Source organism: Pseudoxanthomonas sp. PXM04 (assembly GCF_014851695.1).
Lineage (GTDB): Bacteria > Pseudomonadota > Gammaproteobacteria > Xanthomonadales > Xanthomonadaceae > Pseudoxanthomonas_A > Pseudoxanthomonas_A beigongshangi.
Genome location: NZ_JACVAG010000004.1, coordinates 340,000 through 357,503, shown reverse-complemented (window position 1 = coordinate 357,503; position 17,504 = coordinate 340,000). Strand labels below are relative to the sequence as shown.

The window sequence follows — 17,504 nt, the reverse complement described above, 5'->3', positions numbered from 1 at the left end:
CGCCGGTGACGCGAGCCGCCGAACTCATCATCCAGGCGCTGTTGCCGCGCAAGGCGGCTCCCATACTGGAGCGTCACACCGGCCTGCCGTATGGCTGGGGACTCTGGCTGCGCGCGCTGCCGGAACGGCTCGGCATCATCACCCGCGAAAGGTCCGAAGCCATCGTCACGGATCTGATGACGCGCCCGCCGCCACCGCCGGGTCCGATCGCGCCTGCGCTGGGTTTCTGGGGCGGTCTGCGTTCGCTGTTCTACCAGGACTGGGATCCGCCGCCGCGCGAGGAACGCGGCATCCGCTGGCTGGCTGGTTTCACCAGCCTGCTGATGCACCTGTTGTTCGTGCTGCTGCTGGTCTGGGTCGCGGTGGTCCGCCTGCCACCATCGCCGGCGGAAGCCGGCGACAGCAGCCGCGTGCAGGTCGAATTCGTCGGCCGCGGCACGCCCGAGGAAACCGGTGGCGGCGCGCCGCAGGCGACCTCTTCGCCGGCGCCGGCCGCTTCCGGTGGCGAGGCCGCGAGCCAGGATGCCAGCACCGTGGCCACGCCCCGGCGGATGCCCGAATTCGTGCCGCCGTCGCCGACGCTGGCCACCGAAACACCGCAGGTGCGCGAACGCGAAATCGCCGAGCCGGCACCGCAGGCACCGCAGCCGGTGCAGGTCACCGAAGTGCCGGCGCCGACCACCGAATACGTATTGCCGCCGCCCAATCTGCGTCGCGATGCGGTGACCGCGCCCACGATCACCCCGCGCGAACTGAGCGTGCCGCAGCGCGAGGTCACCGTGCTGGAAACCCCGGCGGTACCGCGCGTGGACACGCAGCGCGGCATCGCCGCACCGCAAATCAACCGACCGGTGCCGCAGGTGCAGGAGCGCGAGATCGCCGCGCCGTTGCCACAGGTGCGCACGGCGCAGGTACCCACGCGGGTGGCGCCGGTACGCGATCTGCAACAGCCGGCCCCGGGCGTGCGCGAACGCGAGATTCCGGCGCCGCGCCCGGCCACGACGCAGGGCAATGCCAGTGCCGCGAGCACGCCGGCCCCGGCCACCGCCCGCGATACCGGCACAGGTCCGCAGGCGGCCACGCCTTCGGCGTCGAAAGGCCTGCAGCCCGGGGCGACGCGATCGGGACCGGCGCAGGCCGATCGCAGCGGCGGCTGGGCCACACCGCAGCGCGGCGACGACTGGGGAGCTTCGCGGCGCAACGTCGCTGGCGACAGCGGCGCCAATGCCGGACAGAAGCCGGGCCTGTTCAACGCCGATGGCAGCGTGCGGGTGCCGACCGGCGCCGGTGCCGGCGAGGGTCCGGCGACCGCCAGCGAACGCGGCGCGCCCGGCGGCGGCAATGACCAGTGGACGCGCGAGAAGATCGACAGCTCCGGCACCTGGCTCCAACGTCCGCCCTACGACTACGAACCGACAAGCTTCGACAAGTACTGGGTGCCGAACGAGTCGCTGTTGGCCGAATGGGTCCGGCGCAACATCCGCGAAGCGGTTATTCCGATTCCCGGAACCCGCAAGAAAATCCGCTGCGTGGTGTCCGTGCTGCAACTGGGCGGCGGCTGCGGCCTGTTCGACCCCAATCTCAACGAACAACCGGCTTCGGCGCGTCCGCCACCGGAAATCCCGACCAAGCGCACGCCCATTCCCACCGATTCCTGACGCCGGGCGCCACGGGTGTGGCCGTTCGGTGGCGCGATACAAGAGTTGGGGGAAAACAGCTGGCGTCTTCCGGCCAACCGTCCAGCAATGGCATCACGATGATGCAAGGCCCGCATGGCATGCGGCATACGGCTCGAATCCAGGGTCGATGGGGGTGGACCCGGCCATTGCGGATGTCATCGGCACAAAAAGAAACGGAGCCTTGCGGCTCCGTCTCCGACGAGGATGTCTGCCTGTCGCGGTTTCAGTGCACGCCGTGCAGGTCGCGCAGCTTGGACTCGCGCGAGCCGAAGTAGGCGGCCAGATCCGAGATGTCCTGGTCGCTCAGGCCGGCGGCCTGCGGCGACATCAGCGCGTGCTGGCGATCGCCGGCGCGGTAGGCCTGCAGCGCATGCGCGATGTAGTCGGCGTACTGGCCACCCAGCTTCGGGTAGGTGCCGTCGATCGGGGCATTGCCGTCGGCGCCGTGACAGTCGATGCAGCTCTGGCCGGTGGCCTTGCCCTTGGCGTTGGCCAATTGCTCGCCTGCGGCGATGCGGCCGTCCGGCAGGCCGGCGGAGGAACTGGAACCGTGCTCGCCACTGGCGTGGCCGGGATCGGCGGCGGCGGTCTCGTTGGTTTCCACCTTGGAGCATGCCGCCAGGGCGAGGGCGGCGAGCAGGGCGATGGCTAGACGCTGGGCGTGCTTGGCGTTGGGCATGGCGGATTACTTGACGGTGGAAAGGAAGGCGGCGATGTCGGCGATGTCCTGATCCGAGAAGCTTTCGGACTGCGCCTGCATGGTCGGGTGCTTGCGGGCCCCCTTCTTGTATTCGGTCAGCGCATTGACCAGATATTCCGCCGACTGGCCGCCGATGCGCGGCACGTGGTAGTTCGGGTAGGCATTCTTGTAGCCGGTGATGCCGTGGCAGCCCTGGCAGGTGTACGTCAGGGTGCGGCCCTTGTCGGCGTTGCCGGTGATCGGCGTGGCGGCAGGGGCGGCGGGAGCAGCCGCCGGAGCCGCAGCAGCAGGGGCCGGCGCGGGCGCGGCTTCGCTGGTGGGGGTCTGGGCGGTCAGGGCGGCCATCGGCAGGGCGGCGGCCAAGGCAAGGCAAGCGGCGAGCGGAAGCGGTCGCATCATGTCGTTAATCCGGGACTCTCATTTGCGCGCGCCGCGTCCAACCGCAGCGCTTGGCTTCGCGAAGTATAACGTTAACGTCACGAATGCCGCCATCCGCCGGACGGTCACGCCGGTGCCGCATGGTCGATGCACCCTTGGCGGCAACCGGATCCAGGTCGCTCCGCACGCATCGACGCTGCAAAAGCGGCCATTACGGATGCTGGTCACCATGACCTTCGGCGCATGATTCCGGCTGAATGGGTGATATACCTTCATACAACACCTAAACAACACCACCACGGTCCACCCCATGTCCCGAGCCCACCCCCAATCCGGCCGCTCCCACCTGCGCCTGGCCCTGCTGCCCGTCCTGTGCGGCATGCTGGTCCTGTCCGCCTGCAAGGGCGGCGGCCCCGCGCCCGAAGCCCAGGCCAAGAACGGGGCCGAGGCCAAGGCCGCCGACGCGGTGCCGGTGGAAGCGGTGACGGCCAGCCGCCGCGCCGTGGCCGCCAGCTACACCGGCACCACCACCCTGGAACCGCGCGCCGAGTCGCAGGTGGTCGCCAAGACCTCCGGCGTGGCGCTGGCGGTGATGGTCGAGGAAGGCCAGCAGATCAAGGCCGGGCAGGCGCTGGTGCGGCTGGATCCGGATCGCGCGCGCCTGGCCGTGGCCCAGGCCGAGGCGCAGATGCGCAAGCTGGAGAACAACTACCACCGCGCCCGCCAGTTGGTGGATCAGCAGATGATCAGCGCCAACGACGTGGACCAGATCAAGTTCGATCTGGAGAACGCGCGCGCGCAGTACAACCTGGCCAAGCTGGAGCTGTCCTATACGACGGTAGTGGCGCCGATTTCCGGCGTGATCGCCTCGCGCTCGATCAAGACCGGCAACTTCGTCCAGATCAACACGCCGATCTTCCGCATCGTCGACAACTCGAAGCTGGAAGCCACGCTCAACGTGCCCGAGCGCGAACTGGCGACGCTCAAGGCCGGCCTGCCGGTTCTGCTGCAGGCCGACGCGCTGCCGGGCAAGACCTTCCAGGGCGTGGTCGATCGCGTGGCCAATGTGGTGGATGCCGGCAGCGGCACCTTCCGGGTGGTCTGCGCGTTCGCCGACGCGACCCTGCAGCCGGGCATGTTCAGCCGCATCCGCATCGATTACGACCAACGCGCCGACGCACTGGTGGTGCCACGCATCGCGCTGCTGGACGATGGCGACCCGGCGGTGTTCGTGGTCCGTGACGGCAAGGCCGCGCGGGTGCCGGTGAAGCTGGGCTACGCCGATGGCGAATGGCTGGAAGTGCGCGAAGGCCTGAAGCCGGGCGATCGCGTGGTCACCGCAGGCAAGGTGGCCCTGCGCGATGGCAGTGCCGTGCAGGTGATCGGTGATCCCGCTCCGAAGGCGGTAGCGGCGAAGGATGAGGCCGTCGAGGCTGGTAGCAAGCAATGAGCGGCCATCCGGATCCCCACGATTCCCAGCCGCAAGGGCGGCTGGGCAGCGGCCTGGTGGAGTTCTCCACCCGCCGCCGGGTGACCATCGCGATGATCACGGTCACCATGCTGCTGTTCGGCGTCATCGCCCTCGGCAGCCTGAAGGTCAACCTGCTGCCGGATCTAAGCTATCCGACCCTGACCGTGCGCACCGAATACACCGGTGCGGCGCCGTCGGAAATCGAGACCCTGATTTCCGAGCCGGTCGAGGAAGCGCTGGGCGTGGTCAAGAACCTGCGCAAGCTCAAGTCGGTCTCGCGCACCGGTCAGAGCGACGTGGTGCTGGAATTCGCCTGGGGCACGGACATGGACCAGGCCAGCCTGGAAGTCCGCGACAAGATGGAAGTACTGCAACTGCCGCTGGAGGCCAAGGCCCCGGTGCTGCTGCGCTTCAATCCCTCCACCGAGCCGATCGTCCGCCTGGCGCTGTCCAACAAGAACGCGCCGGCCAATGATGCCGACGCGGTGCGCCTGCTCACCGAGCTGCGCCGCTACGCCGACGACGATCTGAAGAAGAAGCTCGAGCCCGTCGAGGGTGTGGCCGCGGTCAAGGTCGGCGGCGGCCTGGAAGACGAAATCCAGGTCGACATCGACCAGCAGAAGCTGGCCCAGTTGAACCTGCCCATCGACAACGTCATCCAGCGCCTGCAACAGGAGAACATCAATATCTCCGGCGGTCGCCTGGAAGAGGGTTCGCAGCGTTACCTGGTGCGCACGGTCAACCAGTTCGCCACGGTCAACGAAATCCGCGAGATGCTGATCACCGCGCAGACCAACGGCGGCAGCAGCGCCGCGCAATCGGCGGCCGCGCAGATGGCGGCGATCGCCGCGTCCACCGGTTCGGCGGCGGCGATGGCCGCGGCGGCTTCGGTGCAGAGCGCGTCTTCGAGCGATACAAGCGCCATCGCCGGCGGTATGGCGGTGCGGCTGAAGGACGTCGCGGATGTCCGCCAGGGCTACAAGGAGCGCGAGGCGATCATCCGCCTGGCCGGCAAGGAAGCGGTGGAGCTGGCCATCTACAAGGAAGGCGACGCCAACACCGTGTCCACCGCCGACGCGGTCAAGAAGAAGCTGGAAGAGCTCAAGAGCCAGATTCCACCGGACGTCGAGCTGACCACCATCGAGGACCAGTCGCTGTTCATCGAGCAAGCGATTGCCGACGTCAAGAAGGACGCGGTCATCGGCGGCATCCTGGCGATCCTGATCATCTTCATGTTCCTGCGCGATGGCTGGAGCACGTTCGTCATCAGCCTGTCGCTGCCGGTGTCGATCATCACCACGTTCTTCTTCATGGGCCAGCTAGGCTTGAGCCTGAATGTGATGTCGCTGGGCGGTTTGGCGCTGGCGACCGGCCTGGTCGTGGACGATTCCATCGTGGTGCTGGAGAGCATCGCCAAGGCGCGCGAGCGCGGACTGGGCATATTGCAGGCGGCGATCGCCGGCACCCGCGAAGTGAGCATGGCGGTGGTGGCGTCGACCCTGACCACGGTGGCGGTGTTCCTGCCGCTGGTGTTCGTGGAAGGCATCGCCGGCCAGTTGTTCCGCGATCAGGCACTGACCGTGGCGATCGCCATCGCGATTTCGCTGGTGGTGGCGATGACCCTGATTCCGATGCTGAGCTCGCTCAAGGGCCGCCCGCCGTTGGCGTTCCCGGAGGAAGCACCGCATCCGCGCTGGCAGCCGACCTCGGCCTGGCAGCGTCCGTTCGCCTTCGTCGGCCATCTGATCGGGCTGGCGTTCCGCTCCGTGTTCTTCGGCATCGCCTGGTTCGTGGTGAAGGCGTGGCGCGGCATGGCCGCGGTGGTCGGTCCGATCATGCGCAAGCTCAGCGACCTGGTGATGATGCCGTACAACGGCGCCGAGCGTGCCTATCTGCGCCTGCTGCCGGCTTCGCTGGCACGACCCTGGCTGGTGCTGGGCTTCGCCGGCGCGGCATTCGGCCTGACCCTGCTGACGGTGCCGATGCTGGGCGCGGACCTGATTCCGCAGCTGGCCCAGGATCGCTTCGAAATGACGGTCAAGCTGCCGCCTGGCACGCCGTTGAAGGACACCGACGCGCTGGTCCGCGAGTTGCAGCAGAAGCACTCCAAGGATGACGGCGTGCAATCGCTGTATGGCGTCAGCGGCAGCGGTACCCGGCTGGATGCCAGCCCGACCGAGAGCGGCGAGAACATCGGCAAGCTGACGGTGGTGATGGCCGGTGGCGGCAGCGAGAAGATCGAGGCCGCCGAGACCGAGCGCCTGCGCGCGACCATGCAGTCGCACGCCGGCGTGCAGGTGGACTTCGCCCGTCCCGAACTGTTCAGTTTCTCCACCCCGCTGGAGGTGGAGCTGCGCGGACAGGATCTGGCCTCGATCGAGCAGGCCGGCCGCAAGCTGGCGGCGATGCTGCGCAACAATCCGCACTACGCCGACGTCAAGTCGACGGTGGAGGAGGGCTTCCCGGAGATCCAGATCCGCTTCGATCAGGAGCGCGCCGGTGCGCTGGGCCTGACTACCCGCCAGATTGCCGACGTGGTGGTGAAGAAGGTCCGCGGTGAAGTGGCCACGCGCTACAGCTTCCGCGATCGCAAGATCGACGTGCTGGTGCGCGCGCAGGAAACCGACCGCGCCAGCGTGGAGAGCATCCGCCGTCTGATCGTCAATCCCGGCAGCAGCCGGCCGGTGACCCTGGACGCGGTCGCCGACGTGGTGTCCACCACCGGTCCCAGCGAGATTCATCGCACCGACCAGATCCGGGTGGCGATCGTCTCGGCCAACCTGCGCGACATCGACCTGGGCGGCGCCGTCGCCGAGGTGCGCGACATGGTCGCCAAGGAACCGCTGGGCGCGGCCATCGGCATGCACATCGGCGGACAGGGCGAGGAACTCGCCGAGTCGGTGCGCTCGCTGCTGTTCGCGTTCGCCCTGGCGGTGTTCCTGGTCTACCTGGTGATGGCCTCGCAGTTCGAGTCGCTGCTGCATCCGTTCGTCATCCTGTTCACCATCCCGCTGGCCCTGGTCGGCGCGGTGCTGGCGCTGCTGATGACGCGCTCGCCGGTGTCGGTGGTGGTGTTCATCGGTTTGATCCTGCTGGTCGGCCTGGTGGTGAAGAACGCGATCATCCTGATCGACAAGGTGAATCAGTTGCGCGAGGCCGGCGTGGCCAAGCGCGAGGCCCTGATCGAGGGTGCGCGCTCGCGCCTGCGCCCGATCGTGATGACCACGCTGTGCACGCTGTTCGGCTTCCTGCCCCTGGCCGTCGCGCCGCTGTTCGGCAGTCCGGGCGCGGAAGTGCGTTCGCCGATGGCGATCACCGTGATCGGCGGCCTGCTGGTGTCGACCCTGCTGACCCTGCTGGTCATCCCGGTGGTCTACAACCTGCTGGACCGCCGCGCCGATGACTACTACCTGGAGCGCGGGCGCCGCAATCGCGCCTCGGCCGAAGGCATTGATGGTGCGGGTGAGGGCGGCACGGCCGCGGCGGAGCACGCATGAGCGTCGCCGAGTTCAGCATCAAGCGGCCGGTCACGACGATCATGTTCTTCGTGTCGTTGTTCGTGATCGGCATGATCGCGGCGATCCGGCTGCCGCTGGAAGCGTTCCCGGACGTGTCGCCGCCGTTCATCATGGTGCAGCTGCCGTACACCGGCTCGACCCCGGAAGAGGTCGAGCGCACGGTGCTGCGGCCGGTCGAGGAAACGCTCTCGACCATGACCGGCATCAAGCGGATGGACAGCTCCGCGCGCTCGGATGGGGCCAACATCTTCATCCAGTTCTCGGACTGGAACCGCGACGTGGCCATCGCCGCCTCGGAGGCGCGCGAGCGCATCGACGCCATCCGTGACGACTTGCCGGACGACCTGCAGCGCTACTTCGTTTTCAAGTTCTCGACCACCGACGAACCGGTCCTGCGGGTGCGCCTGGCCAGTGCCACCGACCTGACCGGCGCGTACGACATGATCGACCGCGAATTCAAGCGCCGGCTGGAACGGATTCCCGGCGTGGCGCGGGTCGAGGTGTCCGGCGCGCCGGCCAACGAGGTGGAAATCGCGATCGAGCCGGATCGCCTGACCGCGCACAACCTGAGCCTCAACGAGCTGACCACCCGCCTCCAAGCCGTCAATTTCTCGGTCTCGGCCGGGCAGATCACCGACGGAGGCCGCCGCCTGCGCGTGCAGCCGGTGGGCGAACTGGCCGATCTCGAACAACTGCGCTCGCTGGTGCTGAACAACAGCGGCCTGCGCCTGGGCGACATCGCCGAGGTGCGGCTGAAGCCGGCGCGGATGGACTACGGGCGCCGCCTGGACGGGCGCGCGGCGGTGGGCCTGGACATCTTCAAGGAGCGCAACGCCAACCTGGTGGAAGTCTCCAGCGCGGCGCTGAAGGAAGTGGAGGCGATTCGCGAAAGCCCGGCACTGAACGACGTGCAGGTCCTGGTGATGGACAACCAGGGCGACAACGTCACCTCCTCGCTGCTGAGCCTGGCCGAAGCCGGCGGCATCGGCCTGGTGCTTTCTATCGCGGTGCTGTTCTTCTTCCTGCGCCATTGGCCGTCGACGCTGATGGTGACCCTGGCGATTCCGATCTGCTTCGTGATGACCCTGGGCTTCATGTACTTCGCCGGCGTCACCCTCAACATCCTCAGCATGATGGGGCTGCTGCTGGCCGTGGGCATGCTGGTGGACAACGCGGTGGTGGTGGTGGAGAGCATCTACCAGGAACGCGAGCGGATGCCGGGCCAGCCGGTGCTGGCCTCGATCGTCGGCACCCGCCACGTCGCCATCGCGCTGTCGGCGGGTACGTTGTGCCACTGCATCGTGTTCGTGCCGACGATGTTCGGCGAACGCAACATGCTGAGCATCTTCCTGTCCCAGATCGCCATCACCATCTCGGTGTCGCTGCTGGCGTCCTGGCTGGTCGCGGTGAGCCTGATCCCGATGATCTCCGCGCGGCTGAAGACGCCGCCGGCGGTGAGCAAGCCCGACGGGCTGATTCCGCGCATGCAGCGCCGCTACGCCGGCCTGCTGCGCTGGACACTGGCCCATCGCGGCTGGAGCGTGCTGGGCATCCTGCTGATCATCGCGGCCAGCGTGCTGCCGATGACCCAGATGAAGACCAACATGTTCGGCGGCGAGGATGCCGGCGAGACGCGAATCTTCTACCAGTGGAAGGGCGCCTACACCAAGGAGCAGATGTCGCAGGAAGTCGGCAAGATCGAGGCCTACCTGGAAGCCAACCGCAAGCGCTTCAAGATCACCCAGATCTATTCGTTCTTCAGCGAACAGGGCTGGGGTGGCACCAACATCAAGCTGGACACCAAGGACATCACCGAGAGCAAGCAACTGGTCGATGCCATCCGCAAGGACCTGCCGAAGTCGGCGCGTGCCAACGTCGGCATCGGCGACCAGGGCGGACCGGGTGGCGGTGGCGGCCAGCAGGCGCAGAGCGTGTCGGTGCAACTGGTGGGTGATTCCACCCAGACCCTGACCGAGCTGGCCAACGAAGTCGTGCCGATCCTGGCCAAGCGCAAGGAATTGACCGACGTGCGCGTGAACAGCGGCGACCGCAACAGCGAACTGGCGGTGCGCGTGGATCGCGAGCGTGCGCTGGCGTTCGGCTTCAGCGCCCAGGAAGTGGGGCGCTTCGTCGAACTGGCCCTGCGCGGCGCGCCGCTGCGCGAATTCCGCCGTGGCGAGAACGAGGTGCCGGTGTGGGTTCGCTTCTCCGGCGCCGAACATTATGGTTCCGAGGATCTGGAATCGTTCACCGTGCGCGCACCGGATGGCCGCACCGTGCCGCTGCTGGCGATGGTCGACGTGGCCATCAAGCCGTCGGCCAACGAGGTCCAGCGTTCCAATCGCCAGACCACGCTGACCATCCAGGCCAACCTGGCCGACAAGGTGTCGATGCCGGAAGCGCGCAAGGCGATGGAGGATACCCTCAAGCCGCTGGCGTATCCGGCGGGTTACAGCTACAGCTTCGATGGCGGTGGTTTCCAGGAGGATCAGGAAGCCATGCAGCAGATGATGTTCAACCTGCTGATTGCCCTGATCATGATCTACGTGGTGATGGCGGCGGTGTTCGAGTCGCTGCTGTTCCCGTCGGCGATCATGAGTGGCGTGCTGTTCTCGGTGCTGGGCGTGTTCTGGCTGTTCTGGCTGACCGGCACCGAATTCAACATCATGGCCTTCATCGGCATCCTGGTGCTGATGGGCGTGGTGGTGAACAACGGCATCGTGATGATCGAGCACATCAACAACCTGCGACGGCGCGGCATGTCCCGCACCGAGGCGCTGGTGGAAGGCAGCCGCGAACGCCTGCGCCCGATCATGATGACGATGGGCACGGCGATCCTGGCAATGGTGCCGATTGCGATCAGCAATACCCAGTTGGCGGGTGATGGCCCGCCGTACTTCCCGATGGCGCGCGCCATCGCCGGCGGGCTGGCGTTCTCCACCGTGGTCAGCCTGCTGTTCCTGCCGACCATCTACGCGATCCTCGACGATCTGCGCAGCGGTACGGTCCGGGCCCTCCGGCGTGCGCGTGGCAAGGGCGATGCGCCGGCGGCGGCCAGCCTCACCGCATTGCATACGGAGTAACGCGGACAGGCGTGCCTGACCAGGAAGGCCGGCCCAAAGCCGGCCTTCTTTTTTCCTTCCTCATCCTCCTTCCGCCAGGAGGACATGCAACGACGGGTGTTACTTCTCCACGAAGGCGCGTTCGAACACGTAGTCCCCGGGATGGCCGGTCCGGGGCGAAACCTGGAAGCCCCGCTGGTCCAGCAGGGCGCGGATCTCGGCGAGCATTGACGGGCTGCCGCAGATCATGAAGCGATCGCGGGCCGGATGCAGCGGCGGCAATCCGCTTGCATCCGCCAGGCGGCCATCGGCGAGCTGCGCGGTGAGCCGGCCGGTGTTGCGAAAGGCGTCGCGGGTCACGGTCGGGTGGTAGAGCAGCTTCTGCCGGATCTGCGCGCCGAGGAACGGGTGCGCCGGCAGATCCCGCTCGATGAAGGCCGAGTAGGCCAGATCACTGATGTGCCGCACGCCATGCGCGACGATGACCTTCTCGTAGCGCTCGTAGGTTTCCGGATCCTGGATGATGCTCATGAACGGGGCCAGGCCGGTGCCGGTGCCGAGCAAATACAGATGCCGTCCGGGATGCAGGTCGTGCAGGACCAGCGTGCCGGTGGGCTTGCGGCTGACCAGCACCGGATCGCCGACCTGAAGATGCTGGAGCCGGGACGTCAGCTGCCCGTCCTGGACCTTGATGCTGAAGAATTCGAGATGTTCTTCCCAGTGCGGGCTGGCGATGCTGTAGGCCCGCATCAGCGGACGGCCGTCGACTTCGAGCCCGATCATCACGAAATGGCCGCTCTCGAAGCGCAGGCCCGGATCACGCGTGGTGCGGAACGAGAACAGGCTGTCGTTCCAGTGGTGGACATGGGTGACGCGCTCAATCGCGTGCAGGCTCATCAAACGACTCCGGCGGGGGAAGAAACGAAGCGGCCGCGCTCACGCCAGCCACCTGTGCAGGGCGGCCAGCGCCACCAGACCGGCGAGCGTCCAGGCAAGACCCGCCAGCCAGCGCGGCCGGTAAGGCAGGACGCCCAGCGCAAGCAAGAGACCGGCTGCGGTCATCGCGCCCAACCAGATCACCGGACCGCGCGCCCAGTCCTCGGCCTGGCCGGCCACCAGCAGGGCCAGCGCGAGCAGGCTCCCGCCGAGCCAGCGCCACTGGCGCATCCGGCCGGTACCGGCCCGTGCGGCGCCGTGCAGATCCATCTGGTGTTTTTCCATCGACAGGCACAGCGCCGCGAAACCCGCATAGGCCAGAGCCGTCAGCAGCAGGAACACGAGCACGCTCATGCGTTCGCTCCCGCCGGCCCCGTATTGGCGACATTGGCGGCCTGCCGTCGCCGCGCCGCCGCGCTTGCCGGCGGTTGCCAGCGCTGCATGCGGCGGCCGGCACAGGCCAGGCCGGCACCCAGCGCAAGCATGGCGAGATCAAAACCGGCCATCACCCAGTCATGCCGCATGAGCGAGACACCGAGGTGCGTCGAAGTGGTCAATGCGTTGACCAGCGGCAGCAGCAGGAACAGCAGTGCGGCGACGTAGAGCTGCCAGGCCCACATGGCGCGCCTGGGCCAGGCGAAAGCGGCCAGCAGCGCGACCGCCCATGCCGCGAAAAACACGTTCGCCTCCGCGGACGCGCGCTCGGCGATCGCCAACGGCAGCAACCGGTTGCCCCAGAAATAGGCCGCGAACGCGATCGGCAGGCCGGCGACCGCGCCGATGTTGAGCGCATCCACCAGCCGCAGGCCGAAACCGATGCGCCCTGTCTTCAGGTGTTTGGGGCGTTCCTTGATGGCCCACAGGATCACGCCGCTGGCGACCATCAGGCAGCCGGCGAGGCCGGACAGGAAGAACAGCAGGCGCAGCAGGGGATCGGCGAAGCGTGCCAGATGCAGGCCATACATCACGCCGCGGGTGCGGGTGGCACCACCCGGACCGGGGCTGGCATCGAGCAGGGCGCCGGTGGCGCCGTCGAAACGCAACGAGGGCGTGTCGATCGACAGGCGCTTGCCGGTGCGCTGGAACACGTCGACCACGGCATTCGCATCGCCGGGATGGTGAACGGTGAAGCCGCCGGGCTCGCCGCCCTGCCAATACCGGCGCGAGGCATCGAGCACACGCAGGATGTCCGGTGTGCCTGGCGCGGATGTCCCCGCGGCGTCGCGCGGTTCGCCGAACCGGGCGAACGCGGCGCTGAAGAAGGCATCCTCGTCGGCCGGATAGGCCGCCTTCACGCCCCAGGGCAGGTACATGAACATCAGGGTGACGATGCCGGTATAGGTGATCATCGCGTGGTATGGCAGCGCCATCACCGCGCTGACGTTGTGGAAATCCAGCCACGAGCGCTGGCCCTTGCCGGGGCGGAACGTGAAGAAGTCCTTGAAGATCTTCTTGTGGGTGATCACGCCGGTGATGATCGCCACCAGCATGAACATCGCGCAGAAGCCGACCAGGTAGCGCGCCCACACCACCGGGATGTAGTGCAGGTCGAAATGCAGGCGGTAGAAGAAATCGCCGCCGCGGGTTTCGCGGGCGGCAATCGCCTCGCCGGTATCGGGGTTGACGGTGGCGTCGCCGAAGCGTCCGCCCCGCCGGCCACGGCGCTTCCCCTCGTCCGGCGAAGTGGCGGATTCGGGATTGCGCCAGAACATCCGCAGGGTGCCGTTACGGTCGTCGGGCAGGGTAACGGTCCAGCTTTCGGCCCGCGCCGCGTACCGTTGAAGGTATTGAAGCGCACGCTCGGCGGCTTCCGGCCCCCGCGCGAGGGTGCTGGGTACCTCCGGACGCATCCAGCGGCTGATTTCCTCGCGGTAATAGCTGGCGGTACCGGCCATGAAAATCAGCAGCAGCAGCCAGCCGACCAGCAAGCCTGTCCAGGTGTGCAGCCAGGCCATCGACTGGCGGAAACCCTGCTTCATGCCGCAGGTCCCAGCCAGGCCGTGCCCACGCCCATCAGCAGCGCAGGCAGGGCGATGCCGATCCAGGCGCGCAGGGCGGTGCGTACCGCGAACGCCCACAGCGCGGCGCAGGCGCAGACGACGATCGCGACCAGCATGCCGGTCAGCACGGCCTGGGCGCGATCCATCGGCAGCGCCAGGGCGAGGAAGGACGAGGTAGTGGCGGCCAGCGCATAGCCGCCGAGGATGGCCGCGAGGCTGCGCGAGGCGATGCCGGCGCGCGGATGCCGGAGCACACCGGCAAGGCGTTGGGGACGGGGGGAGAAAAGAACTTTCACGAACGCATCCGGGCTTGCGACAGGAATGGGCAGGCGGCTTCGCCACCCGCCCGGGAGCCGCCTTCCCTGGCGGCGGCCGACGCCATCGGGCGCGGTGTCCATTCCGCTATAACGTGCCAGGCCACCGCATCCCTCAAGGATTGCCGGGCGCGGGTGGCCGATGCCGGGGTCAGAGACGGATGCGCAGGTTCAGGGTGACGTTGCGTGGTTCTCCCCAATGCACGCCGTTGTAGAACCCCATCCGGCTGTAATAGTCCTTGTCCAGCAGGTTGTTGATGTTGAGGCTGGCAGTGATGTTGTCGCTGAAGCGATAGCTGGCCGCCAGATTGAGCAGATGGACGGCGTCCTGTTCCATCGGTGCGCGCCGGGTGAGCGGGGCGCCGGTGGCCGGGTCGTACGCGCCCGTCGGCCGGTTGCCGGTACCGGTGAGCTTGCCTTGCCAGGTGACGCCGCCGCCGATGCTCAGACGGTTCCAGCGGCCAGGCAGGCGGTAGTAGGTATTGAGGCGGAACAGATCCACCGGCTGCATGGTGTTGATGCGAACGCCGGCCGCGTTCTCGGCCTTGGCGTGGGTGAAGCCGCCGGCGATGTTCCAGTTCTCGGTGACCTGGCCTTGCACTTCCAGTTCCCAGCCCCGCACCTGGTTGCCCTTGCCGGTGGACTTGTAGGCGTAGGCCGGCGAGCCGTTGATGATCCGTGGAGGGACCGTATCATCGATTTCCGCCAGGTTGTCCTGTTCGCTGCGGAACACCGCCGCGCTCGCGTTGAGGCCGCCATCGAAGAACTCGCCCTTCAGGCCCAGCTCGTAGCTGTTGCCCTCGATCGGATCCAGATAGCGGTCGTTGCGATCGCGATATTCCTGTGGCTTGAAGATGCTCGTATAGCTGGCATAGGCGGTCAGCTTGTCATTGAGATCGAAGAGCACGCCGGCGTAGGGGGTGAATACATCTTCGACTTTGTAGCCACCCCGGGCCTCGAGCGTGCCGGCCGTGTTGTAGCGTTCCTCGTTGGCGGTTTCCCAGGTGCTGTAGCGCGCACCAACCACCGCCTTCAGGGCGTCGGTGAAATTCAGGTGCGCGGCGATGAAACCGGCGCTCTGCCGGGTTCGGGAGCTGTAGGCGTTGTGGCCATGGCGGATACTGCCGAACCGGGGCACGTTGCCGTCCCAGTTGCGCCAGTCCGGAATCCGACTGTAGTCGGCCCAGCTGGCATAGCCGGCCGGCGGCAGGGTTTGCGTATAGGGTTCGTAAGAGCGCTGGCTCAGGGTGCTGTAGCCAGCCAGCAGGGTGTGCTCGCGGCCGAACAGGCGGAACGGACCGCCGGCGTTGAACTCCCAGGCATCGCTGCGGGTGCTTCCCAGGAAGCGCGAAGTCCACACCTGGATCCCGCTGCCGTCGGCGCGCGGAAAGCCTTCGCCGCCGTAGAACATGTAGCCGTCGGTGTCGCTGTCGGCACGGGTATAGGCCAGTCTGGCCAGCCAGCCATTGGCGAAGGACTGTTCCAGGCGGGCGAAAGCCTGGCGATCCTCGCGTGGCCACGAACTCCATTTGGCCGACAGATTGGTGTTGCGCGGCAATCGCGCCAGACTGCCGTCGGCCATCCAGTAGGGCAGTGTGCCCCAGGTGGCGCCCTGGGTTTTCGGCGACTGGTAGTCGTAGCCCGCGGTCAGCAGCGTGCGCGGCGTCAGATCGGCTTCGATCACGCCGTACAGCACGTTCTTGTCGAGCCGGTAGAAGTCGCGCCAGGAGTCGCTCTGCTGCTTGGCGGCGACCAGGCGGCCACGCAGCCGACCATCCCAGCCCAGCGGGCCACTGATGTCGGTCTCGAAGCGGTGGTTGCTCCAGCGCCCGATCGTCAGCCCCGTGGTCATCGCGAATTCGGAGGTCGGCCGCTTGCGGATCAGGTTGATGGTGCCGGACGGATCTCCCGCGCCCGTGGTCAGGCCGGTGGCGCCACGAACCACTTCGATGCGTTCGTACACGGCCGAATCACCGTCGGCCTTGACGTAGCCGCCGGTATTGAGCATGCCGTCGACCTGGATGTTGTTGATGGCGTAGCCGCGCGCGTTGTAGCTGACGCGCTCGCTGTCGGTGTACTGGACGAACACGCCGGTGACCTGCTGCATCACGCCGGACAGGCTGAACAGTCCCAGGTCGTCCAGGCGCTGGCGGGTGATGACGGTGACCGACTGCGGGGTTTCGCGCAGGGACAGATTCAACTTGGTCGCGCTGCCGGTTTCGCGGACCGTATAGGAGTTCTTGTTTTCCTTTTCACCGTGGACTTCGATCGCTTCCAGCGTCGTCGGTCCGTCCGAGGCGGCCTGCGCGCGGGCGAGTCCAGGCAGCAGCGCGCACGCCAGGGTGATGGCCTGTGCCAGGGGATGGCGGAAAGGAAGCGTGGGAACGGGGGTGGGGGACATGATGTGATTCCTGAAATGGCGTGGTGTTCGCCCCGGGTGGGGTACGCACGTACAACGCGCCAGCAATGGGAATCACTCAACGGGCAGAACGCCGTCTCAACGCAACAGGCAGTAGATCACCACGCAACACAGCAACAACGCCGCGACCGCCATCCACGTGGGTTGCCCGGCGCGGGACGGGGGCGTGGAAGTAATATGACTAAACTCGCTCGCGAGTACGTGCGCGGGCTGTTCCAGTTGCTCGGACAACTGCAGCGTCTCTTCCCACGCGGTCTGGTGTGCGGGTTCACCCAGCCATGCCAGGAATCGTTCCTGCTCGGCCTCCTCCATCGGCACACCCGAATGCAGGCGCACGTGCCAGGCAATGGCCTGGTCGGAGGGGGAAGGAGTTGGGCTCTCGTGGGGTGCCGACATGGGTGCCTGGGAGCGGTGGCCAGTATGTGGATCAGGTCAACCTGTAACGTTCACCGGCGACCGCGGTTGACTCGGCCTGTGCCTGCCGGCGCAGGAAATCGCGGCAGCGATGCATGGCCAGCATCATCTCCTTTTCGACCGTGCTGGTCGATACGCCGAGCGCCTGGCCGATTTGCGGGTAGGTCCAGCCATCGATGCGTTGCATGAGGAACACCCGGCGCGTGCGCGGCGGCAGTCCGCGCAGGGTTTGCAGCAGTCCTTCCAGACGCGCGCGGCTGTCCGCCATCTGTTCCGGGGATGCGGAGGAAACGTCGGTATCGTGGCTGGCCTGGCGTGCGTGCTCGTGGCGCACGCGCCGGGATCGCAGATGATCCAGCGCCAGGTTCTGCGCGGTGCGGAACACCAGGCTGAGATCCGCTTCACCCAGGTGGCGATCCTTCAGCCGCAGGTAGGTGTCCTGCACGATGTCCTCGGCCGTGCTGTCGCAGCCGACGATGCGGCGCACCAGATGAACGATGCGCTGGCGCTCGCGGACGAAAACGCGGGTGAAGCCATCCATGTCGTCGGCAGTTCTCACGATAATCGCAAATGATAGTCATTACCATTTGAGCGGGCAACGTGGATCACATAG

General features: G+C 67.0%; 13 protein-coding genes and 1 pseudogene. 5 read left to right on the top strand and 9 right to left on the bottom strand.

Annotated features, from left to right (window positions below; genetic code table 11):
* Positions 1-5: 5 nt before the first annotated feature.
* Positions 6-1,658: a hypothetical protein gene (locus IB228_RS12415; RefSeq protein WP_183636800.1), complete on the top strand. Its 1,653-nt coding sequence runs from the start codon at positions 6-8 to the stop codon at positions 1,656-1,658.
* Positions 1,659-1,902: 244 nt separating this feature from the next.
* Here IB228_RS12415 and IB228_RS12410 read toward each other — a convergent pair whose 3' ends face one another.
* Positions 1,903-2,358, bottom strand: coding sequence for a cytochrome c (locus tag IB228_RS12410; protein WP_183636798.1), 456 nt, complete (start codon positions 2,356-2,358; stop codon positions 1,903-1,905).
* 6 nt (positions 2,359-2,364) lie between these two features.
* A complete protein-coding gene (locus IB228_RS12405) occupies positions 2,365-2,775 on the bottom strand; it encodes a cytochrome c (protein ID WP_192198792.1) in 411 nt (136 codons plus the stop codon).
* A gap of 1 nt (position 2,776) precedes the next feature.
* Here IB228_RS12405 and IB228_RS12400 point away from each other — a divergent pair, with 1 nt between their 5' ends.
* The 4 genes and pseudogenes from IB228_RS12400 to IB228_RS12385 all read left to right on the top strand — a co-directional run bounded on the left by IB228_RS12400 (position 2,777) and on the right by IB228_RS12385 (position 10,829).
* Positions 2,777-3,004, top strand: a complete 228-nt coding sequence (locus IB228_RS12400; RefSeq protein ID WP_192198736.1) for a hypothetical protein — start codon at positions 2,777-2,779, stop codon at positions 3,002-3,004.
* 132 nt (positions 3,005-3,136) lie between these two features.
* Entirely contained in the window at positions 3,137-4,207 is a 1,071-nt protein-coding gene (locus IB228_RS12395; protein ID WP_192198791.1) for an efflux RND transporter periplasmic adaptor subunit, read from the top strand.
* A 50-nt stretch (positions 4,208-4,257) separates the two neighbouring features.
* Positions 4,258-7,725: pseudogene (locus IB228_RS12390) on the top strand (efflux RND transporter permease subunit); the annotation flags it as partial.
* Positions 7,722-10,829, top strand: coding sequence for an efflux RND transporter permease subunit (locus IB228_RS12385; protein WP_183636794.1), 3,108 nt, complete (start codon positions 7,722-7,724; stop codon positions 10,827-10,829). The pseudogene IB228_RS12390 and the gene IB228_RS12385, both read left to right, overlap by 4 nt.
* Positions 10,830-10,928: 99 nt before the next feature.
* Here IB228_RS12385 and IB228_RS12380 read toward each other — a convergent pair whose 3' ends face one another.
* The 7 genes from IB228_RS12380 to IB228_RS12350 form a co-directional block, all read right to left on the bottom strand.
* Positions 10,929-11,705, bottom strand: a complete 777-nt coding sequence (locus IB228_RS12380) for a ferredoxin--NADP reductase (RefSeq protein WP_192198734.1) — start codon at positions 11,703-11,705, stop codon at positions 10,929-10,931.
* Positions 11,706-11,744: 39 nt separating this feature from the next.
* Positions 11,745-12,098 carry a DUF3325 domain-containing protein gene (locus IB228_RS12375; RefSeq protein WP_192198733.1) on the bottom strand — a complete coding sequence of 118 codons (354 nt, stop codon included), beginning with the start codon at positions 12,096-12,098 and terminating at the stop codon, positions 11,745-11,747.
* Complete coding sequence (locus IB228_RS12370; RefSeq protein WP_192198732.1) at positions 12,095-13,723, bottom strand: PepSY-associated TM helix domain-containing protein; 1,629 nt, start codon at positions 13,721-13,723, stop codon at positions 12,095-12,097. Before IB228_RS12370 ends, IB228_RS12375 begins: the two co-directional genes overlap by 4 nt.
* A complete protein-coding gene (locus IB228_RS19820; protein ID WP_328805132.1) occupies positions 13,720-13,998 on the bottom strand; it encodes a DUF3649 domain-containing protein in 279 nt (92 codons plus the stop codon). The genes IB228_RS12370 and IB228_RS19820 overlap by 4 nt, the downstream gene beginning before the upstream one ends.
* Positions 13,999-14,209: 211 nt before the next feature.
* Positions 14,210-16,459 carry a TonB-dependent siderophore receptor gene (locus IB228_RS12360; protein WP_192198731.1) on the bottom strand — a complete coding sequence of 750 codons (2,250 nt, stop codon included), beginning with the start codon at positions 16,457-16,459 and terminating at the stop codon, positions 14,210-14,212.
* Between the two features lie 96 nt (positions 16,460-16,555).
* Positions 16,556-16,873 carry a DUF4880 domain-containing protein gene (locus IB228_RS12355; protein WP_183636782.1) on the bottom strand — a complete coding sequence of 106 codons (318 nt, stop codon included), beginning with the start codon at positions 16,871-16,873 and terminating at the stop codon, positions 16,556-16,558.
* 31 nt (positions 16,874-16,904) lie between these two features.
* Positions 16,905-17,450, bottom strand: coding sequence for an RNA polymerase sigma factor (locus tag IB228_RS12350; RefSeq protein ID WP_183636780.1), 546 nt, complete (start codon positions 17,448-17,450; stop codon positions 16,905-16,907).
* Positions 17,451-17,504: the final 54 nt, after the last annotated feature.